General features: G+C 63.8%; 28 protein-coding genes. 16 read left to right on the forward strand and 12 right to left on the reverse strand.

Annotated features, from left to right (window positions below; translation table 11 throughout):
- Positions 1-69 precede the first annotated feature (69 nt).
- Complete coding sequence (locus LB529_RS16030; RefSeq protein ID WP_140802045.1) at positions 70-687, reverse strand: L,D-transpeptidase; 618 nt, start codon at positions 685-687, stop codon at positions 70-72.
- A gap of 227 nt (positions 688-914) precedes the next feature.
- On the opposite strand from LB529_RS16030, the gene cueR reads away from it, so the two are divergent.
- A complete protein-coding gene (gene cueR, locus LB529_RS16035) occupies positions 915-1,304 on the forward strand; it encodes a Cu(I)-responsive transcriptional regulator (protein WP_224711608.1) in 390 nt (129 codons plus the stop codon).
- Between the two features lie 13 nt (positions 1,305-1,317).
- On the opposite strand, the gene LB529_RS16040 is transcribed toward cueR, so the two are convergent.
- On the reverse strand, positions 1,318-1,788 hold the full coding sequence (locus LB529_RS16040; protein ID WP_224711609.1) for a nucleoside deaminase: 471 nt from the start codon (positions 1,786-1,788) through the stop codon (positions 1,318-1,320).
- A 125-nt stretch (positions 1,789-1,913) separates the two neighbouring features.
- On the opposite strand from LB529_RS16040, the gene LB529_RS16045 reads away from it, so the two are divergent.
- Positions 1,914-2,159 (forward strand): hypothetical protein, encoded by a 246-nt coding sequence (locus tag LB529_RS16045; RefSeq protein ID WP_224527017.1) that lies wholly within the window; start codon positions 1,914-1,916, stop codon positions 2,157-2,159.
- 410 nt (positions 2,160-2,569) lie between these two features.
- A complete protein-coding gene (locus tag LB529_RS16050) occupies positions 2,570-2,917 on the forward strand; it encodes a hypothetical protein (RefSeq protein ID WP_224711610.1) in 348 nt (115 codons plus the stop codon).
- A 118-nt stretch (positions 2,918-3,035) separates the two neighbouring features.
- On the opposite strand, the gene LB529_RS16055 is transcribed toward LB529_RS16050, so the two are convergent.
- Genes LB529_RS16055 through LB529_RS16075 form a run of 5 tightly spaced genes read right to left on the reverse strand, consistent with a single transcriptional unit; the run spans position 3,036 to position 5,868 of the window.
- Positions 3,036-3,389, reverse strand: coding sequence for a hypothetical protein (locus LB529_RS16055; protein WP_224711611.1), 354 nt, complete (start codon positions 3,387-3,389; stop codon positions 3,036-3,038).
- Entirely contained in the window at positions 3,386-3,577 is a 192-nt protein-coding gene (locus tag LB529_RS16060; RefSeq protein ID WP_224711612.1) for a hypothetical protein, read from the reverse strand. Before LB529_RS16060 ends, LB529_RS16055 begins: the two co-directional genes overlap by 4 nt.
- The gene (locus tag LB529_RS16065; RefSeq protein WP_224711613.1) at positions 3,574-4,083 is read right to left on the reverse strand and encodes a type II toxin-antitoxin system VapC family toxin; all 510 of its coding nucleotides are present in this window, start codon (positions 4,081-4,083) and stop codon (positions 3,574-3,576) included. The genes LB529_RS16060 and LB529_RS16065 overlap by 4 nt, the downstream gene beginning before the upstream one ends.
- Positions 4,076-4,930 (reverse strand): hypothetical protein, encoded by an 855-nt coding sequence (locus tag LB529_RS16070; protein WP_224711614.1) that lies wholly within the window; start codon positions 4,928-4,930, stop codon positions 4,076-4,078. The genes LB529_RS16065 and LB529_RS16070 overlap by 8 nt, the downstream gene beginning before the upstream one ends.
- A gap of 8 nt (positions 4,931-4,938) precedes the next feature.
- Positions 4,939-5,868 carry an IS1595 family transposase gene (locus tag LB529_RS16075; RefSeq protein WP_224711615.1) on the reverse strand — a complete coding sequence of 310 codons (930 nt, stop codon included), beginning with the start codon at positions 5,866-5,868 and terminating at the stop codon, positions 4,939-4,941.
- A 115-nt stretch (positions 5,869-5,983) separates the two neighbouring features.
- Between LB529_RS16075 and LB529_RS16080 the strand changes: the two genes are divergently transcribed.
- The 3 genes from LB529_RS16080 to LB529_RS16090 all read left to right on the forward strand — a co-directional run bounded on the left by LB529_RS16080 (position 5,984) and on the right by LB529_RS16090 (position 8,488).
- Positions 5,984-6,484 carry an MmcB family DNA repair protein gene (locus LB529_RS16080; RefSeq protein WP_224711616.1) on the forward strand — a complete coding sequence of 167 codons (501 nt, stop codon included), beginning with the start codon at positions 5,984-5,986 and terminating at the stop codon, positions 6,482-6,484.
- A gap of 180 nt (positions 6,485-6,664) precedes the next feature.
- Positions 6,665-7,411 carry an SDR family NAD(P)-dependent oxidoreductase gene (locus tag LB529_RS16085; protein WP_224711617.1) on the forward strand — a complete coding sequence of 249 codons (747 nt, stop codon included), beginning with the start codon at positions 6,665-6,667 and terminating at the stop codon, positions 7,409-7,411.
- A gap of 42 nt (positions 7,412-7,453) precedes the next feature.
- Positions 7,454-8,488, forward strand: coding sequence for an RNA polymerase subunit sigma-70 (locus LB529_RS16090; protein WP_224711618.1), 1,035 nt, complete (start codon positions 7,454-7,456; stop codon positions 8,486-8,488).
- Here the strand turns inward: LB529_RS16090 and nhaA are convergent.
- The 5 genes from nhaA to LB529_RS16115 all read right to left on the reverse strand — a co-directional run bounded on the left by nhaA (position 8,485) and on the right by LB529_RS16115 (position 15,885).
- Positions 8,485-9,675 carry a Na+/H+ antiporter NhaA gene (gene nhaA, locus LB529_RS16095; RefSeq protein WP_224711619.1) on the reverse strand — a complete coding sequence of 397 codons (1,191 nt, stop codon included), beginning with the start codon at positions 9,673-9,675 and terminating at the stop codon, positions 8,485-8,487. The genes LB529_RS16090 and nhaA overlap by 4 nt on opposite strands.
- Positions 9,676-10,002: 327 nt before the next feature.
- The gene (locus LB529_RS16100; protein WP_224711620.1) at positions 10,003-10,566 is read right to left on the reverse strand and encodes an ActR/PrrA/RegA family redox response regulator transcription factor; all 564 of its coding nucleotides are present in this window, start codon (positions 10,564-10,566) and stop codon (positions 10,003-10,005) included.
- A 230-nt stretch (positions 10,567-10,796) separates the two neighbouring features.
- Positions 10,797-12,122: an ActS/PrrB/RegB family redox-sensitive histidine kinase gene (locus tag LB529_RS16105; protein ID WP_140546717.1), complete on the reverse strand. Its 1,326-nt coding sequence runs from the start codon at positions 12,120-12,122 to the stop codon at positions 10,797-10,799.
- Positions 12,123-12,476: 354 nt separating this feature from the next.
- Positions 12,477-14,939, reverse strand: a complete 2,463-nt coding sequence (hrpB, locus tag LB529_RS16110) for an ATP-dependent helicase HrpB (RefSeq protein ID WP_224711621.1) — start codon at positions 14,937-14,939, stop codon at positions 12,477-12,479.
- 55 nt (positions 14,940-14,994) lie between these two features.
- Complete coding sequence (locus tag LB529_RS16115) at positions 14,995-15,885, reverse strand: DMT family transporter (RefSeq protein ID WP_224711622.1); 891 nt, start codon at positions 15,883-15,885, stop codon at positions 14,995-14,997.
- A 23-nt stretch (positions 15,886-15,908) separates the two neighbouring features.
- Between LB529_RS16115 and LB529_RS16120 the strand changes: the two genes are divergently transcribed.
- The 10 genes from LB529_RS16120 (at position 15,909) to dhaM (ending at position 25,410) form a co-directional block, all read left to right on the forward strand.
- Positions 15,909-16,574: a PIG-L deacetylase family protein gene (locus LB529_RS16120; protein ID WP_224711623.1), complete on the forward strand. Its 666-nt coding sequence runs from the start codon at positions 15,909-15,911 to the stop codon at positions 16,572-16,574.
- A gap of 269 nt (positions 16,575-16,843) precedes the next feature.
- Positions 16,844-18,175, forward strand: a complete 1,332-nt coding sequence (locus LB529_RS16125; protein WP_095766128.1) for an ABC transporter substrate-binding protein — start codon at positions 16,844-16,846, stop codon at positions 18,173-18,175.
- A gap of 106 nt (positions 18,176-18,281) precedes the next feature.
- Positions 18,282-19,229 carry a carbohydrate ABC transporter permease gene (locus tag LB529_RS16130; RefSeq protein WP_224711707.1) on the forward strand — a complete coding sequence of 316 codons (948 nt, stop codon included), beginning with the start codon at positions 18,282-18,284 and terminating at the stop codon, positions 19,227-19,229.
- A complete protein-coding gene (locus tag LB529_RS16135) occupies positions 19,226-20,176 on the forward strand; it encodes a carbohydrate ABC transporter permease (RefSeq protein WP_140544069.1) in 951 nt (316 codons plus the stop codon). Before LB529_RS16130 ends, LB529_RS16135 begins: the two co-directional genes overlap by 4 nt.
- Positions 20,177-20,390: 214 nt before the next feature.
- Positions 20,391-20,594: a hypothetical protein gene (locus LB529_RS16140; protein WP_224545107.1), complete on the forward strand. Its 204-nt coding sequence runs from the start codon at positions 20,391-20,393 to the stop codon at positions 20,592-20,594.
- A gap of 2 nt (positions 20,595-20,596) precedes the next feature.
- Positions 20,597-21,703 (forward strand): ABC transporter ATP-binding protein, encoded by a 1,107-nt coding sequence (locus LB529_RS16145; RefSeq protein ID WP_224711624.1) that lies wholly within the window; start codon positions 20,597-20,599, stop codon positions 21,701-21,703.
- A complete protein-coding gene (locus LB529_RS16150) occupies positions 21,696-22,709 on the forward strand; it encodes an ABC transporter ATP-binding protein (protein WP_224711625.1) in 1,014 nt (337 codons plus the stop codon). Before LB529_RS16145 ends, LB529_RS16150 begins: the two co-directional genes overlap by 8 nt.
- Before the next feature lie 61 nt (positions 22,710-22,770).
- A complete protein-coding gene (locus LB529_RS16155; protein WP_224711626.1) occupies positions 22,771-24,411 on the forward strand; it encodes a dihydroxyacetone kinase subunit DhaK in 1,641 nt (546 codons plus the stop codon).
- 10 nt (positions 24,412-24,421) lie between these two features.
- A complete protein-coding gene (gene dhaL, locus LB529_RS16160; protein WP_224711627.1) occupies positions 24,422-25,021 on the forward strand; it encodes a dihydroxyacetone kinase subunit DhaL in 600 nt (199 codons plus the stop codon).
- Positions 25,021-25,410, forward strand: a complete 390-nt coding sequence (gene dhaM / locus LB529_RS16165) for a dihydroxyacetone kinase phosphoryl donor subunit DhaM (protein WP_140544084.1) — start codon at positions 25,021-25,023, stop codon at positions 25,408-25,410. The genes dhaL and dhaM overlap by 1 nt, the downstream gene beginning before the upstream one ends.
- The last annotated feature ends 8 nt before the right edge of the window (positions 25,411-25,418 follow it).

Below are 25,418 nucleotides of genomic sequence, written 5' to 3' on the forward strand. Positions count from 1 at the left end.
CTGTTTTTGGACGTCTTGTTGTTGCCTAGACGGTCCGCTTGCGAAAGCTTTTGGCCTCGGCCTTCGTGATCACATCACGATGACCTTGGCGCCGACCGACGTGCGGTCGTAAAGATCGATAATGTCCTGGTTCATCAGCCGGATGCAGCCCGACGACATCGCCTTGCCGATCGAGAACCATTCCGGGCTGCCATGCAGGCGGTAGCCCATGTCGCCGCCCTTGTTGAAGAGATACATGGCGCGCGCGCCGAGCGGGTTCTTTAGGCCCGGCTCCATGCCGCCGGCGAACTTGGCGAGCTCGGGCTGGCGCTTGATCATCTGCGAGGGCGGTGTCCAGGTCGGCCATTCGCGCTTCAGCGCGATATGGGCTGTGCCGTGCCATTCAAAACCCTCGCGGCCGACGCCGATGCCGTAGCGCATCGCCATGCCGTCGCCCTCGATGAAATAGAGGAACTTGTTCTGCGTATCGACGATGATGGTGCCCGGCTTCTCCGACGAGTCGTACCGCACTTCCTGGCGGTGGTACCTGGCGGGGACCTTCTCGATCGGGATGCGCGGCAGCTGATAGCCGGCATCGGTCATCGCGCCATAGTTGTTGGTGAACATTTGCCCACCGATGGTGCTGCACCCGCTGATCGCGGTCGACAGCGCAAGAGCGGCGAGGATTGCAAATGACTTCAAGCGCATGAAAAGGTCCGACGCCCCGCCTCGATACCAGCGGCACGAGTCGGCCGCTTTGTTGCCACCATTCATGCTGGCATTTCTTTTGCTTGCCAAGCGCGCACTGCCTATATGCAAGGCCTTACGCGCCGGTAAGTGCCCGACTGCGGCATTTTCGCAACAGGCCTTACAGGATTATGAAGCAAAATCAATGGGGCGACTTGGGAAGCCGCCTGCGATGCGAGGAGAGCGCCATGAATGTCGGTGATGCCGCGGAGCGTTCCGGCCTGCCGGCCAAGACCATCCGCTACTATGAGGAGATCGGACTGATCCGCCCGGCGCGGGCCGAGAACGGCTATCGCGATTACTCCGGCGACGATATCCACCGGCTCGCCTTCCTGCGCCGTGCGCGCAATCTCGGCTTCTCAATCGACGATTGCAGGCAGCTGATGGCGCTCTATCAGGACCGCGGCCGCGCCAGCCATGACGTGCGCGAGATCGCCGCCGCCCATGTCAGGGCGATCGAGGAGAAGGTACGCGAATTGCAGTCGATGCGCTCGACGCTGCAGACACTGATCCACGCCTGCCACGGCGACGACCGGCCGGACTGTCCGATCCTGGACGACATGGCGGGCGCGGCCTAAGGGCGGAGCTCGGTCAGCGCTTCCAGAAATCGCGGTGCGGGGCGAGCATCTCGTCCGCGATTTCGGGAAAGGGGCCGAACACCTCGATCTTTTTCTGGCCGGAGGCGAACACGGCGCGCGAGGCGAGGTTCATGGTCGGGTTCTCCGCGTGATCGCCGGTGAGCGCCAGGAGGCTGGTTTCCTCGACCCCGTAGACCAGGCGCCCGATATTCGCCCAATACATCGTACCGGCGCACATCGCGCATGGTTCGAAGGTCGAGACCAGCGTGCATTGCCAGAGGAACTCCGGCTCATAGGCCGCCGCGGCGCGGCGGGCGAGCTCGGTCTCGGCATGGCGCACCGTATCGAGATTGCCCTGCCGCATCAAAATGCGATCGTCCGGCCCGACCAGCACGCAGCCGAACGGATGATGCCCATGCGCCGCCGCCTCGCGCGCGACGGCATCGGCGGACCGGAGGTGGGCGAGCATCAGGTCGCGGGTCATGGGAAAATTCCTTTCATGGCGAGATTGCTGCCATGAGGCATGACCAGCAAGGCTAATCTTCTCTGAACCACGGCTCAAGCATCTACTTGGCTTTGCGCTCCACCCGTTCCTGGTTTGATGCTATTTTGACGATCACCTACAATGAGATTGCCGGGATGGCCATCCACGAGGACATCGAACGGGTCGAGCAGCATATCCGCGAGATCGAACAGCGGATCGAGCGCCAGCGCGCGGTCATCACCCAGGCCGAAGAAAACGGCCTGCCGACCGACGGTCCGAGCAATTTCCTGTGGTTCCTGAAAGAGACATTGAGCCTGAGCCGCGACCACTTGGCCAGGCTTCTGGCGGATGAATTTCGAGCGGGGGACTAGCAGTAGCGGGCCTCGCCGTAGACATCTGCTGTCTTTGCGGCGGTCCGCGTCCATTATGTCTGGCATTGGCAGATCGCAATCGTCGTAGCGCTCACCATAGTTATGAGTGTTGTCTATCCCGCTATCAGAACCCTGATACGCAAGCGTTCTGCTTGACACGGCCCGCCGAAAAAAGGCAGGGGCCGAGCTAGCGAGAAATAAGGTAACATAACCTAAGCGATTCCTGATGCAGTGGGCGCTGCCATACCCGCTTTTCACAGACCAAAACGCGAGCGGGCCGCAGCAAACGGCGGGCCAACCGCTGGTTTGGGGCTGGGCCACGATAGTGCCGCGCTTGTGATTGGTCTTATCTTATCATCTGGGCCCATGGTGGCCTCGGGTCAGTCGTGGCCTGCGGATCGTCTAGAGCCATGCCACAAGACCCCATCCGAATTGACCAGTTTTGGGATAAGAACCCGCTGGTGATGCCATGGATGGAGAAATACCTTCCGATAGATCGTATGTGGCAAGATGCGGTCGCCACCGTAATTGGTATTACTGCTATTACTTGTATAGGCTTGGCGATGCTTTTCCTATTCCTTCCAAATAACGTATTCACTGGGATAATATGCGTATTGCCCGGCGGCTATCTTTTAGGAAGTTTCAATGAGAGAATGTCACGCGCGCAGACGAAGTTCTTCCACGCCAAGAGAGACGAGGGAAGAATTGGCAACGCCAATAATGCAACTGGCTCAAACGGCCCCGTTGCGGACAGGTAGCCACCAACCGCAGAGCGCGGGTTTGTCAACCAGATGATCGCCGGCCTGACGGCGATTATGCACTTTACGAACACGCCTTAGAACGTGGGGATGGCGAACCGATTGGGATACGAAGAAGTCAGTCGTCTTTTTGGACGCCAGTTTCGTCAACTGTCCAGTCAGTCCCGTAGTTCTCGTTGAGGATGTAGACGCATTCAGAAGCGTCCATCTGCAGCTGCTTAATTGACACCCTGTGAGGAAGAGGAGCCCTATTCGTACGAACGTCCTGATATAGTTCGACGATGCCCGGGCACTTTGCCAGTTCAGCGTCTGTCGGATGATTGCCGGCGCGGTCCGCGTCGGAAAGTCCTTGTGGGTACAAAGCGTCCTTTGCGAAGACGGGAACCGCCATGACGATCATCAGACCCGCTGTCATCCCGGTCCGTATCCAGCCATAAGGCCACAGCGAGACGGATTTGCCGTAGCCTGTCACTTGGTCAGCTTCTTTTTGACGTTGCCTTTCGGCTTTTGCTTATGGTCTGGCGGCGTATGAGCCAACTTGCCCATTAGGGCGTCAGCTCCGGATTTGTTGTTGTCATCAGCCTCAATCTCGCGAGCCTTCTCAATAAAGGCGCGCGACTGTGCTGGATCGTCCTGTTTAGGTTTTCGATTTGCCGTCATGAGTGGTTCTCAGAAAATATGTCGTGCTGCGGGTCTGATGGCTTGGGAGTGGGCTTTGGGACGCATATTTTCAAAGGCTTTCCATCCGCTCGGTTCACCTTGCCGTCGAGCTTGAGCAAGTCCGCACCGTCATATGTGTGCATTTCATCAACGCTCAGAGCCAAAGCTGTCGCCAAATGAATGGCATCCGATGGCTTTTTGCATTCTGGGTGATGTCTCATTAGCCTGCGCGAAGCTACGCCGATCCTTTCATCGACAACGATGGCGCGAATCCACCTTTGGCGGAGCAATTGCTCAATTTGTCTGTCCCCTTCTTCTGATAGGGGCTTCTTCCCATCCTCGCACTTGGCCTTGAAGACTTCTGCGAAGGTGAAAAAGGACGTGTAGATCAGCACGTCACCGGCCTCAGCTTCTTTCCAGACTGCGGCACAATCGTTCAGCTTGCCCGGCTCCTGGTTAATGAGGCCGAGAAATGCGCACGAGTCCCAATACACCCTCTTAGCCAAGCCGCCCTTCGTGCAATCGCTCTAAATATTCATAGGGGTCCATCCCCGCAGTAAAATCAGGGTCAAGTATCGCTTCCAGTTTGACAAGGGGGGCGAACTCAATTTCCCGAACGTCTAAAGCTTCTATCGACTGCAATTTCCCCCCTGCGGCGTAGTTCAGTCGTCCATACACTCCGACGGTTTTTCCCTTCCAAATGTCACTCATCGAGTGTTCATCGCCGAACCGCAAAACTAGGTCTTCGGAAAGATTGCACCAGATAAATCCATATAGCTCATTTCGGATCTGGATAGCCGCTCTGTTGCGGTAGCGACCAGCGGCAAGCATAACGCCCTCAATCTCACCGAACGACTGTCGCGCCGCTATACTTTGCTCGAAGTCCATGACGTTGAAGGCTTCGAGGGTATTGATCCCAGCCTTCGCCAATTCAGGCGTGATCGAGATCAGGTCGCCATCTTCAAAATCAATGTCCGTCTCACCGATGCCGTTCAGATTTCTGGCGAAGATTCCTTTGGCAATGGCAAAGGTCTCTTGCGTCATCCATTGCGGTGGAGCACCGCGCGTCATGAGGCTCCGCAGCCCGCCAGAGACTTCGGCCTTGACGCGTTTGGCCATAGCCGAGACGTTGACCGATGGATTCGACGCTTGCGCCACGGCGACGACGGTAAAAGGACTATTCGTGCTGGCTTTCTCCAGCCGCCACTCAAAACGCGAGTGCGGGTCGCCCAACGACTGCTGAGCGACCTCAAATAGTTTCATATGGTCGAGAACCTGTTGCATGGCGTCGGTGACGCTCAGCAACTTATCGTCGGAGACGGTGGGACGCACCGTTATGACGATACGATCCATTTTCTCGCCTATGCCGCTCCGACGCCCGATGAGTCCCGATACTTCAGGCGTTTTCCAACGATACCAGCCATTGCCCTTACCGTCCTGTTGTTGTCATCAACGCCAAGCGCGATGCGATTACTATAGCGGAAATCGAACTCAGCAAGATAGCGGTGAAGATGCTGTTCGCCGCAATGTTGGTAAACGCCCTTCATGCCACGCTTGAAGATGCTGTAGTAGCCTTCGACGGTGTTCGTATGAACGTCGCCGCGCACGTACTCGTCCTTGGAGTGCGTCACGAACTCATGAGAAGCAAAATCCTGGCCGGCGCGGCGATAGATACCGCTCTCGTCGGTCATCAACGCGCTTTCCTTGGCGATGTTGGCGCGAACGATAGGCATGACATTGCCCATACGGGCTGTATCGACATGGAAGGAACGGGCGATGCCGCCGCGTTCCACCAACGTAACGACCGTGTTCTTGTGAGCGCCGCCACCACGCTTCTTCGGCGCGCCTTTCAGGCGACCAATGTAAGTCTCATCGACTTCGACGTGCTTGCCCTCACCGCCCATCGGAGAGAGATCGCCGGAGCGCATAGCCTCGCGCAAGCGATGGAACATAAACCAAGCGGTCTTGTACTGGACCTGCAAAGTACGGTGCAGTTGGTGAGCGCTGATGCCCTTCTTGCTGGACGCGAGTAGGTGTGCAGCCTGCCACCATTTATGAAGCGGCACATGGCTGCTTTCGAACACCGTTCCGACCTTCACGGTGAACTGCTTCTTGCATTCCAAACAGCGGCGAAGGCCTGTGCGAGCGGTTGCGCCAGTCACGCGGGTAATGCGCGTCTGTTCGCAGTTGCCACACTTCGGGCAAACCGGACCTTCGGGCCACACAATCGCTTCCAGCCGCTCAAAAGCAGCTTCTTCGTTGTGAAAATGTGGCTCGGAAAGGACGTTCATAACCCGGATTCCTACTGTGGATTCAAGGTATCAGCGGTTCTCGTGTTTGTAAAGTACATAATCGCCGGCCTGACAGGGGTTCAAACCGTGAACAAAATCTGGCATGGTGCCTCCCATGCCACTCGTTTCCCCGATTCCCCTTAACCCGTTGATCGACGGCCGCCAGTCGGAGCGCGCCATGCTGGTGCGGCGCGGCGTGCAGCGGCTGCTCACCGAAATGGGCGCGCATGTGCTGCCGGAGCTGTCTTTGGCCACAGGGCGCCGCGCCGATCTCGTCGCGCTGACCAGGCAGGGCGACATCTGGATCATCGAGATCAAATCCTCGATCGAGGATTTCAGGGTCGACCGCAAATGGCCGGACTACCGGCTGCATTCCGACCGCTTCTTCTTCGCCACCCATCCCGGCGTTCCGGCTGACATCTTTCCCGACGAATGCGGCTTCATCCTCTCCGACGGCTATGGCGCGGAGATCCTGCGCGATGCGCCCGAGCACCGCATGGCGGCAGCGACACGCAAGGCGCTGATGCTGCGGATTGCCCGCGCGGGCGCCGCGCGGCTCTTGGCGGCCGAGCTTGCCGGCGTCGCCGTGCCGGCGCTGGATGGCGAGAGCGAGTAGTCGTCGCGGTGTGTGGATGCTGGTGCGTAACCGCTGGCGTCCGACCGCAGGCCTGGCTCAGGCCAGCCCTGCGCCAGGCCAGCGAGAATTTTCTTCCCGCACCGATGATTTCCGCTGAACCCGATTGTCTTCACCTATAGGCGCGTCCGGATGGCCGGCGGCCTGGAAAAAGGTGATCAAATGAAACCGTTGCAAAATCAGAATGTCGTCGTCGTCGGAGGCAGCCGGGGTGTCGGCCGCTCGATCGTGGAAGCAGCGCTTGGCGCGGGAGCGACCGTGCTCGCGGTCGCCCGTGGCGCCGCCGACCTGAAGCAGCTTGCCTGGGAACGCCCGGGCTTGAGGACGCTTAGCACGGACGCAACGGCGGAAGGCGCACCGCAAGCGGTTTTCGATGCGCTGGCACCCGACGTGCTGGTGGTCTGCGCGGGCGCGCTCGCCCCTTCGGCGCCGATCCAGGAGCAAAGCTGGGAGGCCTTCTCGGCGAACTGGGAGATGGACGTCAAGGCATCGTTCCTGTTCTGTCGGGAAGCCCTCAAGGGCCGGCTCAAGCCTGGAACCCGTGTGCTGCTGATCGCCAGCGGCGCCGCCTTCAGCGGCGGTCCGCCGAATTCCGGCGGCTATGCCGGCGCCAAGCGCATGCAGATATTTCTGGCCGGCCATTGCCAGAAGGAATCGGACCGCCTCGGCCTCGGCCTGCGCTTCATGGCGCTTTCGCCGGCCCGCATCATGCCGGGCACCGGGGTCGGCGATCGCGGCATTGAAGGCATCGCGGCCTATATGGGCATCCGCCCGGCCGACTTCCTGGCCAGCATGAGCGACATGCAGACGCCGGCCGATGTCGGACAGGCTGTGATCCAACTCGCGACGGGCAAGCCGCAGGGCAGCTCCTTCACCGTAAGCGGCAGCGGCCTTGCGGCAGCGGCATGAGGCGCGCAGGATGGCGGCCGAATTCAGCTCCCCGGGCTTCCCATGACTGACGCTTCCGGCCCTATCGAGCGGCCAGGCCAGCCGGCCCTCGACCGGCTGGCCTTCGAGCGCCTGACCGTCGCCCATCGCCGCGCGCTGAAGCTCCATTGCTATCGGATGATGGGCTCGCTCAACGAGGCGGACGATCTCGTCCAGGAGACGTTCCTAAAGGCGTGGCGCGCGCGGGCGCAATTCGACGGACGCGGCTCGGCGCGCGGCTGGCTCTACGCGATCGCCACGAACAGCTGCCTCAACGCCATCAAGGCACGCTCGTCGGCGCGGCGTATTCTCGAGCTACCCGGGCGGCCGCCCGCCGAAGGAGGTGCGACCGGCGGCCCGACCGCCGAACTCGCCTGGCTGGAGCCGTATCCGGACGCGGAACTGCCCGACATCGCCGACGACAGGCCTGGTCCGGAAGCGCGCTACGAAGCCCGCGAGGCGGTGCGGCTCGCTTTCGTGGCGGCAATCCAGCTGTTGCCGCCGAGGCAGCGCGCGACCTTGCTGCTTTGCGATGTGCTCGGATGGTCCGCCATCGAGACTGCGCAATTGCTGGGTGGGTCGACCGCCTCGATCAACAGCGCCCTGCAGCGGGCCCGCGCGACGCTGGGCGAACGCTACCCACAGGGGCGCCCGCCGCAGCGGTCGCGGCCCAATGCGGACGAAGGCGTGCTGCTCGAACGCTACATGCAGGCCTGGCAGGCCGACAATCTCGACGGACTCGTCGAGCTGCTGCGCGAGGACGCCATCTACCACATGCCTCCCTGGCGGGAATGGTACCATGGACATCAGGCGATCGGCGCTTTCCTGGGCAGCGTCTGGGGCAATTTTGCCGGCTATCGCGCGGTGGCTATCGGCGCTAACACCCAGCCGGCCGTGGGCGTCTACGCGCTCGGCCGCCAGGATTCCATGTGGCGCCCGCATTCGCTGCATGTCCTCGAAGCCGCCGGCGACAAGATCGCCTCGCTGACGATCTATGTCCCGCCGCTCGGCCCCGCTTTGTTTTCAGCCTTCGGCCTGCCGCCGGAACCTCGGGGCTAGTTCAGATCTTCTTCCACTCCGCCGCCCGCCGGCGCCATGAGCAGGATGGCGGCGCCTAGGAGCGCGGCAACCAGCGAACCCGCAAGGATGCCGACCTTCACCGCGTCCTGCAGCGCCGGGTCGCCGGCGAAGGCAAGCAGGCCGATAAACAGGCTCATGGTGAAGCCGATGCCGCAAAGCAGCGAAATGCCCAGCATGTGCAGCCAGCCGGCATTGGCCGGCAGGTCGGCGAGGCCAAACCGGATCGCGAGCGCCGACGAGCCGAAGACGCCGACCAGCTTGCCGAGCACAAGGCCGGCGGCGACGCCCAGCGTCAGCGGCTCGACAAGGGCTGCAAGGCTCAGGCCGCCGAGCGAGACGCCGGCATTGGCGAAGCCGAAGATCGGGATGACGAGGAAGGGCACCAGCCTATGCAAGCCGTGTTCCAGCCGGTGCAGCGGCGAATGCCCGAGATCGCGGCTGATGCCGGGAGACCGCTCCAACGGGATGGTGAGCGCCAGCGCCACGCCAGCGAGCGTCGCATGCACGCCCGACTTGAGCACCAGCACCCACAAGACGACGCCAAGCAAGAGATACGGCCAGAGCTTCATGGCCCGCACGCGGTTGAGCACGACGAGCAGTGCGATGACGACGAAGGCGGCGGCCAGATAAGCGAGCGACAGGCCGCTGGTGTAGAACAGCGCGATGATGATGACGGCGCCGAGATCGTCGATGATGGCCAAAGCGGTGAGGAAGACCTTCAGCGACGCGGGCACGCGGCTGCCGAGCAGCGAGAGCACGCCGAGCGCGAAGGCGATGTCGGTGGCGGTAGGGATCGCCCAGCCGGAGAGCGCTGCCGCATTGTCGCGGTTGATCAAGACATAGACCAGCGCCGGCACCGCCATGCCGCCGGCGGCGGCGATGCCCGGCAGCACGCGGCGCGGCCAGGTCGAGAGCTGTCCGTCCAGCATCTCGCGCTTGATCTCGAGCCCAACCAGCACAAAGAACACCGCCATCAGCCCGTCATTGATCCAATGCGATACGCTGAGCGGCCCGAGATAGGCGTGCAGGACGGCGAAATAAGTTTCGGCCAAAGGCGAGTTGGCGACGATCAGCGCAAGGGCTGCGGCCACCATCAGGATGATGCCGCCGGCGGCCTCGCCGTCGAGGAATTCACGCAGGATCGATTTCGGCCGCTTATCTTGCATGGTCCCTCCGTCCGTCACCCCGACCTGACGGCCGGAACCTATAACGTATGATGCGCAGCCCGGCTGGCGAAGCAAGCGTTCGAGTTCACATTGACAGATCGCCTGCTTCGGAAGTTGGCCGAAACGCCCGTCTCTTCGTCATCCACGGGCGAAGCAAGGAGCGAAGCGACGCGGCGCAGACCCGAGGATCCATTCCGTTACATCGGAGCGGTGCCAACGGTGCAGAATTCCGCTCCGCTGCGTTCTGCGGCCGGGATCACGGAATGGATCCCAGGGTCTTCGCGACGGAGCTTCGCTCCTGCTTCGCCCTAGGATGACGACACTCGTTTAACGCGGCGCCCGCTTTGCCAGTATCCGCTGCAAGGTCCGGCGGTGCATGTTGAGGCGGCGCGCCGTCTCGGAGACGTTGCGGTCGCACATTTCGTAGACGCGCTGGATGTGCTCCCAGCGCACGCGGTCGGCCGACATCGGGTTTTCCGGGGGCGCCGCACGTTCGCCGGAGGTGCGGGTGAGCGCGGCGAAGACGTCGTCGGCATCTGCGGGCTTGGAAAGATAGTCGACGGCGCCGAGCTTCACGGCGGTCACCGCGGTGGCGATGTTGCCGTAGCCGGTCAGGATGATGGCGCGGGCGTCGTCGCGCTTCTCGCGGATGGCAGCGACGACATCGAGGCCGTTGCCGTCGCCGAGCCGCATGTCGACAACCGCATAGGCCGGCGGATGGGCGCGCGCCTTGGCGACCGCCTCTTCCACGCTCTCCGCCGTCTCGACCACGAACCCCCGTGTCTCCATGGCGCGGGCAAGCCGGGTGAGGAACGGCTTGTCGTCCTCGACGATGAGCAGCGAGGTGTCCTCGCTCTCGACCATAGCGCCAGTCGTTTCGTCTCCGCTCATCTTATCGGCATCCTACCGATCCAAAGCGCGCCGCGCCGAGACCCATTCTGGCGAAGGCCCTTCAAATCCTTGTTTCCGGGCATGTCGACTTCCTGAAATCGCTGCACAGTTTTGGGCGACATGCCTCACTTTTACGCAGATACAGTCCTGCAAGAGCAATGTCCAATTTTTAGAGCCGGCAACAGAGCTGCCATGCGGTAAATGCAAGGTTTACGCTATCCAACCAAGGTTCAGGCATTGTCGAACATTGTGGCCGACGCCTGGTCCTGGTTGAGGAAGACGCCGCGCGGCCAGGCGATCTGCACCACCGCGCCCTCGCCCAGCCCGCTCGAATTGCGGAAATCGATGGTGGCGCCGGAACGCTCCAGCAAGGTCTTGGCGATGAACAGCCCCAGCCCCAAGCCACCGCCGGCCTCGGTGCCCTGGCGCGTCGACACATAGGGCTCGCCGATGCGGTCGATGATCTCGGCCGGAAAGCCCGGCCCGTCATCGGTGATCGAGAAGATGACCTTCTCATTGTCCCAGCTCCAGCTGACCGTGACCGACTTGCGGGCGAAATCGACGGCATTCTCGACCAGGTTGCCGAGCCCGTAGATGACGCCGGGGCTGCGCTGGCCGACCGGCTCGGGGCCGATGCGCTCGCCGGGCCGCAGCCGGATCGAGATGCCGAAGTCGCGATGCGGCGCCGTCACCTCCTCGACCAGCGAGGTGAGCGGCATGCGCGACAGGTGCGCTTCGCCTTCCGAGGAAAGGCTGGTCAGCCGCTTCAGGATCTCGCGGCAGCGCTCGCTCTGCGAGCGCAGGAGCTTCACGTCCTCGCCGTATTTCGGGTCCTTGCCGAGCGCCTTTTCCATCTCCTTGGCGACGACGGTGATGGTGGCCAAGGGCGTGCCGAGCTCGTGCGCGGCCGCAGCCGCCAGCCCGTCCAGCGCCGACAGATGCTGCTCGCGCTGCAGCACGAGCTCGGTGGCGGCCAGCGCGTTGGCGAGCAGGCGCGCTTCCGCCGCCACGCGGAAGGCATAGATGGCGGTGAACGCGATCGAGGCGAAGACGGCCATCCACATGCCGGCGACATAGATGAACGGCATCGGCAGAGGCGCGTGCTCGTACCAGGGCAGCGGCAGGTGGAAGAACACCAGCAGCGTGGCGGCAATCATGATCAGCGCGCCCAGCACCGCGGTCATGCGCAGCGGCAGCGAAGCAGCCGAGATGACGACCGGCACGGAAAGCAGCACGCAAAACGGATTGGTGAGGCCGCCGGTCATGTAGAGCAGGCCGGTGAGCTGGACACCATCGAAGGTGAGGATCGCGAAGGCCGAAAGCGGGGTCAGGCGATGCGCCGCCGGATAGCGGAAGGTGAGCCACAGGTTCATCCAGGCCGAGCAGGCAATCAGCGCAAAGCACATCGACACCGGCAGCGGGAATTTCAGGCCATAGGCGACGACAAGCACCGTCAGGCTCTGGCCGACGATGGCCAGCCAGCGCAGACGGATCAGCGTGTTGAGCCGCAACCGCTGGCTTTGCTGGGTATCGGGCGCGCGCAGGATGTTGATCATCGACTTACGATTATAGCCGCGGGAGGGTAAGCGCTAGTAGCCCTATAAGAGCGACCTGACCGGTTGGCAGCCGGTATTTCATCGTTTTCTCGGCCCATTGGCCGAGGCTTCCCGACTTGGTCATCCACGGGCGGAGCGACGCGAAGCGGAGCGAAGACCCGAGGATCCGTTCCGTTACCTTGACCATGGAATGCGGCGGAGCAGAATTCTGAACCGTCGCAACGCTTTGAAAGCACGGAATGGATCCTCGGGTCTGCGCGCGTCGCTTCGCTCCTTGCTCCGCCCGTGGACGACGACGTGATGAGCGTTTGCGCCAATCGCGAAGGTATGCGGTTTACTGCCGTGAGCCTGCCACTACGTCCCACGCGGTTTGGCGCGGCTGGTGGCGGCGGCCAGCAGCGGGTTTTCCGGCCAGACATGCTTTGGATAGCGGCCGCGCATATCGGCGCGCACATCCGCCCAGGAGCCGCGCCAGAAGCCGGGAAGATCGCGCGTCGTCTGGATCGGGCGGTGTGCCGGCGACAGCAATTCGAGGGTCAGCGGAACGGTTCCGTTTGCGATCGCCGGATGACGGTCGAGGCCGAACAGTTCCTGCACGCGGATCGAAAGCACCGGCCACTCGCCGTCATAGCGGATCGGCACGTGGCTGCCGGACGGCGCGTCGAAATGGGTCGGCGCCAGCGCGTCGACCTTGCGCTGCAGGTCATGCGGGACCAGCGCCATCAGCGCCGACGACAAGGTCGCCGGCTTTATGGCTGCGAAAGAGGCATCGCCGGACAGAAACGGCAGGAGCCAATCGTCGAGGCCCTCGATGAGCGCTTCATCGGAAACGTCGGGCCAAGGCGCCCCCAGGCCGCGATGCAGCCAGCCGAGCCGCTGGCGTAGCACCTCCGCTTCCTTGCCCCAGTCGAGCAACGACAGGCCGTGCTCTCTCAGGGCGTCGAGAATGGCGCTGTCCGCATCGGCCCCGGACGGCGCGCGCAGCATGCGCTCGGAAAGCGTGATGGCGCCGAGACGCGCGGTCTCGCGCATGCGCACGGCGCGGCGCTCGCGGTCGAAACTCGTCTCACGCTTTGTCTCGATGCGGTCGGCCAGGGCGGCGCGGATATCGGATTCGCCGACCGGCGCGGCGGCGGTGATGCGGGCGTTCTGCGCCTTGCCCTGCAGGTCGGCGACCACCAGCCAGGTTTCATTGGCGAGCGGATCGGCGGCATCGACCATGGCGCCCGAGCCATTGGCCAGCACGAAGCGGCCGCGCTCGCCGCGCGCCCTTGCCACGCGATCCGGCCACGCGTGGATCAGAAGGGCGCCTCCAGAGGCCGCCTCGCCGCTCTGCTCGCCACCGGCCTGCCTGGCCAAACGCTCGGCGAGCTGCCTGGCGGCATTGGCGCGAAGAGATTTCTCGCTGCGAAGCCGGATCAGGCGCCGCTCCAGATCGGCGCTGTCGCCGCCCAGCCCACGCTCGGTCAAGAGCACGGCAAGCGTCGCCGCTTCGAGCGCGTGGCCGCTCTTCGCCGCTTCGGCCACCATATGCACCAACCGCACCGGCAGCGCCAGCTTGCGCATGGCGGCGCCCGCCTCGGTCAACCTGCCGGCATCGTCGATGGCATGCAGCGCCTTGAGCAGCACCCTCGCCTCGTTGAGAGCGGGCGCCGGCGGCGGATCGAGGAACGAAAGGCTCGACGGATCGGCGACACCGAAGGCGGCGCAGTCCAGCAGCAGTCCAGACAGGTCGGCCTCGAGGATTTCGGGCGGCGTGAAGGCGGGAAGCGACGCGGTCTGCTCGGCCCGCCACAGGCGCACCGCCACGCCGGCTTGAGTGCGGCCGGCGCGGCCGGCGCGCTGGTCGGCCGAAGCCTTGCTGACACGCACCGTCTCAAGCCTGGTCAGGCCGCTTGCCGGCTCATAGCGCGGCAGCCGCGACAGGCCGGAATCGATGACGACGCGCACGCCGTCGATGGTGATCGAGGTCTCGGCGATCGAGGTGGCCAGCACCACCTTGCGGCGGCCGGCCGGCGCCGGCCTGATCGCCTGATCCTGCGCCCGGTTGTCGAGCTGGCCATAGAGCGGAACGATGTCGGTATCTGCAGCGACATTGCCCGCGAGCCGCTCGGCGGTGCGCTCGATCTCGCGCTGTCCGGGCAGGAAGGCAAGCACGCTGCCCGGCTCGCCGGCCAAAGCCGCGCGCACGGCCTTGGCCATGGCGTCCTCAATCGCCGTGCCTGCCGGCCGCTCGTCGTAGCGGATCTCGACCGGATAGGCGCGGCCCTCGCTTTCGATCACCGGCGCTGCCGACAAAAGCTTCGCCACGCGCGCGCCGTCGAGCGTCGCCGACATGACCAGCAGACGCAGGTCCGGCCGCAGCGCGCCCTGCACGTCGAGCGCCAGCGCCAGGCCGAAATCGCCGTCGAGCGAACGTTCGTGGAATTCGTCGAAGATCACCGCCGAGACGCCGGGCAGCTCCGGATCGTCGAGAATCATGCGAGAGAGCACGCCTTCGGTGACGACCAGGATCCTTGTCCGCGCCGAGGCGCGGTTCTCCATGCGCATGGCGTAGCCCACCGTGCCGCCGGGCTCCTCGCCCAGCAATTCGGCCATGCGGCGGGCCGCGGCGCGGGCGGCGAGCCGCCGCGGCTCGAGCAGCACGATCCGGCCCTCACCGAGCCAAGGCGCGTCGAGCAGCGCCAGCGGCACCAGCGTCGTCTTGCCGGCGCCGGGCGGCGCCACCAGCACGGCGCTGCTGCGCCGCGCGAGCGCTTCGCCGAGCGCCGGCAGCACGGCTGTGACCGGAAGCTCCGGCAAGCGTTTCGTCGTCATTTTGCCCGCATATCAGCGGTCGCGGTCGCCGTGCAACGTGTCGGGCCCATGCGGGTCAAAGCCGGGCACGCGTAAACGGGTTCCAGCGCACTGTGCCAAGCCGCACTTCCTCGCGTACCATGGTGAGGAGGCCTGAGGCGCCGACGACTGCAAGGCCGACCAGCGTCATCGTGTCGGGATATTCCCTGAAGAACATCGCCCCGAGGATGACCGCCCAGACGATCTGCGAATAATGCGTCGGGGCGATGCGGTTTGCGGGCGCATATTTGGCCGCCAGGAGATGCAGCAATTGGCCGCCGGCGGTGAACAGGCCGCCCAGGACCAGCCAGCCCAGTTGCCACAGATTGGGAAGCGTAAATGACGTCGCAACCGCGCCGACCCCGTTGAAGAGCAGGCCGTAGCCGATCAGCGAACCCAACATGGTCGTGCGCTTTTCCTGCTGGGCAAGCGAGCGCATCAGGATGACGATGGTTGCCGCGACGAAGGCATTGGCGAAGGCGGCGAGATGGCCAAGATGCAATTCGCGGAAGCCCGGCCGCACCACCAGCATGACACCGGCGAAGCCGGCGATCACGGCAAGCCACCGCCAGGGACCGACCTCCTCCTTCAGGATGACGGTCGACAGCACGGTGACGAGCAACGGGGCCAGGAAGAGCAGCGCGTAAACCTCCGCCAGCGGAATGGTGGTGAAGGCATAGACGCTGAGCACGCCCGAGGCGATGCCGGCCCAGGCGCGTGCCTGCACGGCCCAGGGCCGCCCGGTGCGCCAGAAATCGCGCCAGCGCTCCTCCTTCGGCCGGGTGAAGAAGAGGAAACAGCCGGCAAACAAGGTCATGAAGAAGCCGATCTCGAAGACGGTGAACTGCCCGCCCAGACCCTTGATGACGGCGTCGCTGAACGAATAGTTTGCATAAGCGAGAAGAGCGAGCAGGATTCCGTTCGGCACGATTCCATTTCCGGGAGAGAGACGTGAAGCTACTGGCGCTGGGGGCACATCCCGACGATATCGAGATATTCATGTTCGGTACGCTGGCCGCCTATGCCGCGCAAGGCGCAGAACTGACTTTCGCCATAGCCACGGACGGCGCCAAAGGCGGCACGGGCGATCCGGCAGCGCTTGCCCGCTTGCGGCGCAAGGAAGCGACCACGGCGGCAGGCCTCCTCGGCGTCGAGCCGCGCTTCCTCGACTTTCCCGATGGGCAGCTCGTCGCCGATGCCGCGTTCATTGCGGCGCTGAAGGCACTGATCGGCGAGGTGAAGCCCGACCTCGCCATCACCCATGCGCCCTCCGATTATCATGGCGACCACCGCGCCTTGTCCGACGGCGTGCGGCTCGCCGCATCCTTCGCGGTGCCGGTGCTGCATGCCGATACGCTCGGCGGCACAGGCTTTTCGCCGACGCATTATGTCGAGATTTCGCATCATTGGGACATCAAGGCGAAAGCGATCCTCGCGCACCAGTCGCAGGGTCCGGAGCACTATGTGCACAGGGCGCGCCTCCAGAACGAGTTTCGCGCCGGACAGTGCAACGGCGCCTCCGGCGCGCTGGCCGAGGCTTTCCGCTTCGAGCCGACCTTCCCCTTCGCCGACATACGCGCGCTCCTGCCGCCGGCGCCGCCGATCCGGCCGGTGTGACGACAGGTCCGGGCCCCGCCAACGCGGCCAGCTGACGTCAGCAGGACCCAGGTCCGGCGATCATTTCCCAATGATTTCAATGACGCATTTCGCCATGCTGCGGCGCAGCAACGAATTCGCTTGCGTTGTTTAGTAAAAAGCGCATCACTAAACAAATTACTAAACATCGGGCGGCGCATTCGCCCGCCGTGTTTGGGCCCTCGGAGGAGCGAGGGTTGAGGGCTCTTGAAACCGTCATCCGGACGCGTTTCGCAAATGGGAGGTAAGGCATGAAATCGACCTTGAAACTGGCGTTGGGACTGGCCTCGGCGATCTTTGCGTCGACAGCCGTCTCGAACGTCGCGCATGCGGAAGACCTGACGCTGTGCTGGGCGGCCTGGGATCCGGCCAACGCGCTCGTGGAACTGTCCAAGGACTTCACCAAGGAAACTGGCATCGGCATGAAATTCGAATTCGTGCCATGGACCAATTACGCCGACCGCTTCCTCAACGAGCTCAACTCGCACGGCAAGCTCTGCGACCTGATCATCGGTGACAGCCAGTGGATCGGCGGCGCCGCCGAGAACGGCCATTACGTCAAGCTGAATGACTTCTTCGACAAGGAGAAGATCAGCATGGACGACTTCGTGCCGGCGACCGTGGTCGGCTATTCGGAATGGCCGAAGAACACGCCGAACTACTGGGCGCTGCCGGCCATGGGCGACGTCGTCGGCTGGACCTATCGCAAGGACTGGTTCTCGCGGCCCGAATTGCAGAAGGAATTCAAGGAGAAGTATGGCTGGGACCTCGCCCCGCCGACCACCTTCGACCAGCTGAAGCAGATCGCCGAATTCTTCCAGAAGCGGCAGATCGACGGCAAGACCGTCTACGGCGCCTCGATCTACACCGAGCGTGGCTCGGAAGGCATCACCATGGGCGCCATGGACGTGCTCTACAGCTACGGCTTCCAATATGAGAACCCGAAGAAGCCCTACGAGATGGAAGGCTTCGTCAACTCCGAGAAATCGGTGAAGGGGCTGGAATTCTACAAGGCGCTCTACGACTGCTGCACGCCGCCCGGCGCTTCCAACAGCTACATGGGCGAAGGTGTCGACGCCTTCAAATCCGGCCAGGTGGCGATGCACATGAACTTCGCCTTCACCTGGCCCGGTCTGCAGAAGGACGAGAATGTCGGCGGCGACAAGATCGGCTACTTCGTCAACCCGAAGGGTCCCGACGGCGACCAGTTCGCGCAGCTCGGCGGCCAGGGCATTTCGGTGGTCTCCTATTCCGACAAGCAGGAATCGGCGCTGAAATACATCAAGTGGTTCGCCAACAAGGATGTGCAGGCCAAGTGGTGGTCGCTCGGCGGCTATTCCTGCCTGAACTCCGTCGTCAAGGACCCGAAGTTCCCGTCCAGCCAGCCCTATGCGCAGGCCTTCCTCGACTCGATGGCAATCGTGAAGGACTTCTGGGCGGAACCCAGCTACGCGCCGCTGCTGCAGGCCTCGCAGAAGCGCTTCCATGACTATGTCGTGGCCGGCCAGGGCTCGCCCAAGGACGCGCTCAACGGGCTGGTCAAGGACTGGACGCAGGTCTTCCAGGACGACGGCAAGATGTAAGCTCCTCCCGAGCTTGATCCACGCGTCCCGTGCCGCCCTTGGCACGGGACGCAGTTCAGATAAATTCCACAGTCGAGACTTACCCGTGACCGAAGCAGGACTTACCATGCTCGATCGGACTGCGGACAACGTTGCCCGGGCAACACCGGAACCGTTGGCCAAGAAGATCCGGGGCATCAGCGACAAGGGCCTCGCCTGGCTGTTCATCTCGCCGACGATCCTTTTGCTGTTGGTCATCAACATCTTCCCGCTGTTCTGGGCGATCTATCTCTCCTTCACCAATTTCCGCGCCAACCGGCCGAACGAGGCGGTGAAGAACCTTGGGCTCGCCAATTACCGGCGCATCCTCGGCGACCAGGACATCTGGATCGCCATGCAGACGACGGCGCATTTCGTGTTCTGGACGATCCTCTTGCAGACCGTCATCGGCTTCACGCTGGCTTGGCTGATCGACCGCAAGTTTCGCGGCCACGCCTTCTGGACCACCATCATCCTGGTGCCGATGATGTTGTCGCCGGCGGTGGTCGGCAATTTCTGGCGCTTCCTCTACGAGCCGCAGATCGGGCTGTTTTCCTATGTCGTCTCATTCGTCACCGGCATTCCGCCGACGAATGTGCAGATGCTGTCCAATGTCGAGCTGGCGCCGTGGGCGATCATCATCGTCGACACATGGATGTGGACGCCTTACGTGATGCTGATCTGCCTCGCCGGCCTGCGCTCCATCCCCGAATACATCTATGAGGCGGCCGAGGTCGACCGCGCCTCCAACTGGCGGCAGTTCTGGTCGATCACGCTGCCGATGGCGCTGCCCTTCATCATGCTGGCGGTGCTGTTTCGCGGCATCGAGAATTTCAAGATGTTCGACATGGTCAACCTGCTCACCGGCGGTGGACCCGGCTCGACCACGGAAGTCGCCTCGATCACGCTGAAGCGGCAGGCTTTCGAAAGCTGGCGTACCGGCTATTCCTCGGCCTTCGCCATCATCCTGTTCGTTGCGGTGTTCGGGCTGGCCAACATCTACGTCAAGGCGCTCAACAAGGTGAAGCAGAGATGAGCCTGACCACCGCCCATTCCGTCGTCGCGCCCTCGTCCAACGCGAAGCTGATCGCCGGCACGATCATCATAGCCTATGCGCTGATCTCGATCGTGCCGCTGCTGTGGATCTTCGCCACCAGCTTCAAGACGCCGCCTGATTCGATCGCCTATCCGCCCAAGATCGTCTTCCAGCCGAGCATCGAGGGCTATTGCAACCTCTTCACGACCCGCACAAGGCAGACGCCGGACTACATCAAGTCGCTCGGACCGGCGACCGGCTTCTGCGACGAGACCGTGCGCAAGCGCAATATGGTGATCGCCGGGCCGTCGAACTTCCTGCCGCGCTTCGTCAATTCGCTGATCATCGCCTTCGGCTCGACCTTCTGCGCGGTGTTCCTCGGCACGCTCTCGGCCTATGGCTTCTCGCGCTTCAAGGTGCCTCTGGCCGACGACCTTCTGTTCTTCATCCTGTCGACGCGTTTCATGCCGCCGATCGCGGTGGCGATCCCGATCTACCTTATGTATCGCGAGCTCGGCCTCTCCGACACCGCGCTCGGCATGATCCTGCTCTACACCGCGGTCAACGTCTCTTTGGCCGTGTGGCTGCTCAAGGGCTTCATCGACGAGATCCCGCGCGAATATGAAGAGGCCGCGATGATCGACGGCTATACCAGGCTGCAGGCCTTCTGGCGCACCGTGCTGCCGCAGGCGACCACCGGCATCGCCGCGACCGCGATCTTCTGCCTGATCTTTGCCTGGAACGAATACGCGTTCGCAGCGCTGCTCACTTCCGGCACCGCGCAGACCGCGCCGCCCTTCATCCCGACCATCATCGGCGAGGGCGGCCAGGACTGGCCGGCAGTGGCGGCTGGCACGACCATCTTCCTGGTACCGATCCTCGTCTTCACCATCCTGCTGCGCAAGCAGTTGCTGCGCGGCATCACCTTCGGCGCGGTGCGCAAATGACTAGTGTGGGAATAAGTCGACCCCCACTCCGTCGAGCTTCGCTCGACACCTCTCCCCCGATCGACGGGGTAGAGGAAGGGCGCGAACTTCATTCAGCCAGGCTCCCTTCCTCTCCCTCCGGAGGGGGGAGAGGTGGCGCTGCGAAGCAGCGACGGAGTGGGGGAACCACCTGGCAACCATCTCTCCCCTTGAACGAGAAGGAAGGGAGGAACGCATGAACCGCTCTGTTGCCTCCAAGCGCTCCTCTTGGCCCGTCTGGGCAAGGCGCGGCCTGATGGAAAACATCGCGACCGCGATCATCGCGATCGGCTTCCTGATGCTGTTCCAGCCCTTCGCGCTGTCGCTCTATACCTATTCCTTCGTCACCATGCTTGCCGGCACGGTGATGTTCATCATCGTCTCGAAATTCCCGGAATAACGATGGCCGAGATCCGTGTTCAGAATCTGAGGAAGGCCTTCGGCGCATTCGTCGCCGTGCAGGATTCCAATTTCGTCGTCGAGGACGGCGAGTTCTTCGTCATGCTCGGCCCGTCCGGCTGCGGCAAGACGACGACGCTGCGCATGATCGCTGGTCTCGAGCTGCCGACCGGCGGCAAGATCCTGCTCGACGGCGAGGACGTCACCATGCGCCGGGCGCGCGAACGCGACATCGCCTTCGTCTTCCAGCTCTTCGCGCTCTACCCGCACATGAATGTGCGCAAAAATATCGGCTTCCCGCTGCTGGCGCAGGGCATGCCCTCGGCCGAAATCCGAAGCCGCGTCGAGGAGACAGCAAAGCTGCTGCGCATCGACCATCTGCTCGACAAGTCCGTTTCCGGCCTTGCCGGCGGCGACCGCCAGCGCGTCGCGCTCGGCCGCGCCATCGTGCGGCGGCCGAAATGTTTTCTCATGGACGAGCCGCTCGGCACCCTCGATACCGAGTTCCGGGATCTGATGGTGCATGAGTTGCGCGAGCTGCATAACCGCATCCACGCAACGACCGTCTATGTCACGCACGACCAGATGGAAGCCATGTCGATGGCCGACAAGATTGCGGTGATGAATCACGGCGTCATCGAGCAGTTCGGCACGCCGCGCGAAATCTACGACCGGCCGGCAACCATGTTCGTCGCCGATTTCATCGGCTCGCCGCCGATGAATTTCCTGAAATTCGGCGGCGGGCTCGCCAGGGGCGCGAAGGAGATCGTCGTGCAAGGCGCCAAGGTCGCGGTGCCGGAGGTACGCGAGGATGTGGCACCCGCCGACATGGCACTCGGCATCCGGCCCGAGCACATCCGCTTCGACGATGGCTCGAAGCTGCGCGGCGCGATCTACGGCACCGAATATCTCGGCACCACGCAGATCGTCGCCGTCGAGACGGCCGACGGCATCATCAAGGCGCGCGTGCCGGCCGGCATCCATCTCAGCCCCGGCGAACAGGTCGGGCTGGCGCTGAACGGTGCGAGGCTGTCGCTGTTCGAGAAGGGCTCCGGCCGCGCGGTCAGGACCGCCATGCATGATCAGGCAGCGGAGGCGCGCCATGGCTGACGTTCACATCCAGGGCGTGACCAAGAGCTTTGGCGACACCGTCGCGATCGACGATCTCGACCTCGCGATCAAGGACGGCGAATTCGTCGTGCTGCTCGGGCCGACCGGCGCCGGCAAGACGACGACGCTGAGGCTGATCGCCGGACTGGAACGGCCGGACAGCGGCACGATCCACATCGGCGGCCATGACGCGACGGCGCTGTCGCCGGCCGAACGCGACACCGCCTTCGTCTTCCAGCAATATTCGCTCTATCCGCATCTTTCGGTGTTCGACAATCTCGCCTTCCCGCTGCGCTCGCCGGCGCGGCGGTTTCCCGAAGAGGCTGTGCGGCGGCGCGTCGAGGAAGTCGCGCGCATGGTGCGCATCGACCACAAGCTCGACAACCGCTCGACGAAACTGTCCGGCGGCGAGATGCAGCGAGTCGCCATCGGCCGTGCCCTGGTGCGCAAGCCCGCGATCTACCTGATGGACGAGCCGCTGTCCTCGCTCGACGCCAAGCTGCGCGCCGATCTCAGGCTCGAGCTGAAGCGCATCCAGTCCGAGCTCGGCGCCACCATGCTCTATGTCACGCACGACCAGATCGAGGCGATGACCATGGCCGACCGCATCGGCATTCTCGCCGACGGCATGCTGGTGCAGATCGGCACCCCGCGCACGATCTATTCTGAGCCGGCTAATCTCCATGTCGCAGCCCGCCTCGGCCAGCCGGCTATCAACCTTCTGCCGGCCGGACTGCTGCCTGACGGCGGCGCCCCGACCGGAACGACGACGATCGGCGCCCGCACCGAGCATCTCGCGATCGAGAAGGCGCTGAACGGTCATGCTGACGGCGTCGTCGACTGGGTCGAGCATCTCGGCGACCAGAACCACCTGCATGTGACGGTTGGGCCGAAGAAGCTGGTAACGCTCACCGATCCGGACACGCCTTTAGCCAAAGGGGATAAGGTGACGATCCGCTATACAGCGCCGCTCTATTTCGGCTCGGACGGGCAAAGATTGATGTAGCCGGCTCGCGCATAAATTTACAAACCGATTGACGACCGCAGATACGGACTGGACGAAATTCATGAAGCACTTTTTCAACCGCAAGGACACGATCGTCACCGAGGCGCTGGACGGCTTCCTCGCCACGGCGGGATCGGGCGCGCTGGCCCGCCTCGACGGCTATCCCGAGATCAAGGTCGTGCTGCGCGCCGACTGGGACAAGTCGAAGGTGGCGATCGTTTCGGGCGGCGGCGCCGGGCATGAACCCTCGCATGCCGGCTTCGTCGGGGCCGGGATGCTGACGGCGGCCGTCTCCGGCGAGATCTTCGCTTCGCCCAGCGTCGAGGCGGTGCTGGCGGCGATCCGCGCGACGACGGGACCGGCCGGCTGCCTGCTGATTGTCAAGAACTACACCGGCGACCGGCTTAATTTCGGACTGGCCGCGGAAAAGGCGCGCGCCGAGGGCCTTGCGGTCGAGATGGTGATCGTCGCCGACGACATCGCGCTTCCGGACATCGCGCAGCCGCGCGGCGTTGCCGGCACGCTGTTCGTGCACAAGATCGCCGGTCACCTGTCGGAAGCCGGCCATGACTTGGCATCGGTTGCCGCAGCGGCGCGCGCGGCGGCTAAGGATATCGTTTCGCTCGGCATCTCGCTTTCCTCCTGCTCGATCCCCGGACAGGCGCACGAGGAGCGCTTCGGCGCCGAAGACGGCGAGCTCGGCCTCGGCATTCATGGCGAGCCGGGCGTCGAGCGCATCGCGCTGCAGAGCGCCAGCTCGCTCGTCGCCATCATGGCCGAACGCCTCGCCGCGCGGCTCGATGCAGGCAGCCGTTATGCCTTGCTGATCAACAATCTCGGCTCGGTGCCGCCGCTCGAAATGTCTTTGATCGCCAACGCCGTCTTGTCCTCGCCGCTGGCGGAGGCCGTGGCGCTGACGATCGGCCCCGGGCATCTGATGACGGCGCTCAACATGAACGGCTTCTCGCTGTCGTTGCTCAAGCTCGACGCGGGACGCGAGGCGGCGCTGCTGGCGCCGGTCGGCCCGCATGCCTGGCTGCCCGCGAAGCCGGTTCGTCAGCCGGTCGTTATCGCGATGGCCAAGCCTGCCATCGGCACAGCCACAAAGCCCGCCAGCCGCGATGTGGCCGCCGAGCGGCTGATCAGAGCTGCCTGCCAAAGGCTGATCGCGCTAGAAGAACCCCTCAACGCGCTGGACGCCAAGGCAGGTGACGGCGACACCGGCTCGACCGTGGCGACGGGAGCGCGCAGCATTCTCGAGCGCATCGACACGCTGCCGCTCGCCGACAAGGCCGCGACATTTGCCGCAATCGGCGATACGTTGGGCACCTCGATGGGCGGCTCCAGCGGCGTGCTGTTGTCGATCTTCTTCACCGCCGCCGCACAGACTTTGCGTTTCGGCGCAACTTTACCCAAGGCGCTGCTCGCCGGGCTCGACCGCACGACCTTCTACGGCGGCGCCAAGGTCGGCGACCGCACCATGGTCGATGCGCTGGAGCCCGCACTGCGGGCGCTTGATGCAAGCGGGCTGGAAGCGGCGGCAGAAGCGGCGCGGCAAGGCGCCGAGGCAACCGCCGCGATGCGGAAGGCGAAGGCCGGCCGTTCCGCCTATATCGGCAGGCAGCTCGACGTCGCGGATCCCGGCGCCTTCGCGGTCGCTGAGGTTTTCGCCGCCGTGGCGGCGCTGTTCGCCCCGGCATGAAGGACAGGAAATGGCGCCAGCCGATTTCTCCCGATTGATCGCGGCGGCCGCCGATACGATCGCGGCACATGCCGAGGAATTGACCGCGCTCGACCAGGCGATCGGCGACGGCGACCACGGGCTGAACATGAAGCGCGGCTTCGAGGCCGTGCGTGCCGAGGCGGATACTTTCGTAGCGAAGCCGCTCCCCGAGGCGTTGAAGGCGGTCGGCACCAAGCTGGTGATGACTGTCGGCGGTGCCTCCGGCCCGCTGTTCGGCACGTTGTTCATGGCGCTCGGCAAGGACCTGCCCGCGGCACCGGATCGAAACGGGCTGGCGGCGGCGCTGGGCAAGGCGATCGAGGCGGTCGCGGCGCGCGGCAAATCGCAGCCGGGACAAAAAACCATGCTCGACGTGCTGCAGCCGGTGTATGAGGCATTGGCGCAAGGCAAGACGGCTGGCGAGATCGCCGACGCAGCCGACAAAGCGGCCGAGGCCACGGTGCCGATGAAGGCCCTGCGCGGGCGAGCTTCCTTCCTGGGAGAGCGCTCGATCGGGCATATGGACGCCGGGGCGCGCTCGACCGCGCTGCTGGTGCGCGCAGTCGCGGAAGCGATAGAGGGCAATTGATGAGCAATGTCGGTATCGTCATCGTGTCGCATTCGCCCCTGGTCGCCGAGGGCACGGCCGATATGGTGCGCCAGATGGTGGGCGACGAAGTGCCGCTTGCATGGTGCGGCGGAAACGGCCATGGCGGCCTCGGCACCAGCGTCGAGGCGATCATGGGCGCGATCGACAAGGCCTGGTCGGAAGCGGGTGTCGCCATCCTGGTCGATCTCGGCGGCGCCGAGACCAACTCGGAGATGGCGGTCGAGATGATCGGCGAGCCGCGCTCCCACAGAATAGTCGTCTGCAACGCGCCGATCGTCGAGGGCGCGGTGATGGCGGCAACCGAATCCTCCGGCGGCGCCTCGCTCAAGGAAGTGGTGGCGACGGCGCATGAATTGTCGCCGTCGTGAACGAACGG

The organism is Mesorhizobium sp. CA5 (assembly GCF_020165105.1).
Classification (GTDB): domain Bacteria; phylum Pseudomonadota; class Alphaproteobacteria; order Rhizobiales; family Rhizobiaceae; genus Mesorhizobium.

Excerpts from the sequence above, each read along its gene's own strand:
- LB529_RS16030 (WP_140802045.1), bottom strand. The coding sequence starts at position 687 with ATGCGCTTGAAGTCATTTGCAATCCTCGCCGCTCTTGCGCTGTCGACC.
- cueR (WP_224711608.1), top strand. The coding sequence starts at position 915 with ATGAATGTCGGTGATGCCGCGGAGCGTTCCGGCCTGCCGGCCAAGACC.
- LB529_RS16040 (WP_224711609.1), bottom strand. The coding sequence starts at position 1,788 with ATGACCCGCGACCTGATGCTCGCCCACCTCCGGTCCGCCGATGCCGTC.
- LB529_RS16050 (WP_224711610.1), top strand. The coding sequence starts at position 2,570 with ATGCCACAAGACCCCATCCGAATTGACCAGTTTTGGGATAAGAACCCG.
- LB529_RS16060 (WP_224711612.1), bottom strand. The coding sequence starts at position 3,577 with ATGACGGCAAATCGAAAACCTAAACAGGACGATCCAGCACAGTCGCGC.
- LB529_RS16070 (WP_224711614.1), bottom strand. The coding sequence starts at position 4,930 with ATGGATCGTATCGTCATAACGGTGCGTCCCACCGTCTCCGACGATAAG.
- LB529_RS16075 (WP_224711615.1), bottom strand. The coding sequence starts at position 5,868 with ATGAACGTCCTTTCCGAGCCACATTTTCACAACGAAGAAGCTGCTTTT.
- LB529_RS16080 (WP_224711616.1), top strand. The coding sequence starts at position 5,984 with ATGCCACTCGTTTCCCCGATTCCCCTTAACCCGTTGATCGACGGCCGC.
- LB529_RS16085 (WP_224711617.1), top strand. The coding sequence starts at position 6,665 with ATGAAACCGTTGCAAAATCAGAATGTCGTCGTCGTCGGAGGCAGCCGG.
- LB529_RS16090 (WP_224711618.1), top strand. The coding sequence starts at position 7,454 with ATGACTGACGCTTCCGGCCCTATCGAGCGGCCAGGCCAGCCGGCCCTC.
- nhaA (WP_224711619.1), bottom strand. The coding sequence starts at position 9,675 with ATGCAAGATAAGCGGCCGAAATCGATCCTGCGTGAATTCCTCGACGGC.
- LB529_RS16100 (WP_224711620.1), bottom strand. The coding sequence starts at position 10,566 with ATGAGCGGAGACGAAACGACTGGCGCTATGGTCGAGAGCGAGGACACC.
- LB529_RS16105 (WP_140546717.1), bottom strand. The coding sequence starts at position 12,122 with ATGATCAACATCCTGCGCGCGCCCGATACCCAGCAAAGCCAGCGGTTG.
- hrpB (WP_224711621.1), bottom strand. The coding sequence starts at position 14,939 with ATGACGACGAAACGCTTGCCGGAGCTTCCGGTCACAGCCGTGCTGCCG.
- LB529_RS16125 (WP_095766128.1), top strand. The coding sequence starts at position 16,844 with ATGAAATCGACCTTGAAACTGGCGTTGGGACTGGCCTCGGCGATCTTT.
- LB529_RS16130 (WP_224711707.1), top strand. The coding sequence starts at position 18,282 with ATGCTCGATCGGACTGCGGACAACGTTGCCCGGGCAACACCGGAACCG.
- LB529_RS16135 (WP_140544069.1), top strand. The coding sequence starts at position 19,226 with ATGAGCCTGACCACCGCCCATTCCGTCGTCGCGCCCTCGTCCAACGCG.
- LB529_RS16140 (WP_224545107.1), top strand. The coding sequence starts at position 20,391 with ATGAACCGCTCTGTTGCCTCCAAGCGCTCCTCTTGGCCCGTCTGGGCA.
- LB529_RS16145 (WP_224711624.1), top strand. The coding sequence starts at position 20,597 with ATGGCCGAGATCCGTGTTCAGAATCTGAGGAAGGCCTTCGGCGCATTC.
- LB529_RS16150 (WP_224711625.1), top strand. The coding sequence starts at position 21,696 with ATGGCTGACGTTCACATCCAGGGCGTGACCAAGAGCTTTGGCGACACC.
- LB529_RS16155 (WP_224711626.1), top strand. The coding sequence starts at position 22,771 with ATGAAGCACTTTTTCAACCGCAAGGACACGATCGTCACCGAGGCGCTG.
- dhaL (WP_224711627.1), top strand. The coding sequence starts at position 24,422 with ATGGCGCCAGCCGATTTCTCCCGATTGATCGCGGCGGCCGCCGATACG.
- dhaM (WP_140544084.1), top strand. The coding sequence starts at position 25,021 with ATGAGCAATGTCGGTATCGTCATCGTGTCGCATTCGCCCCTGGTCGCC.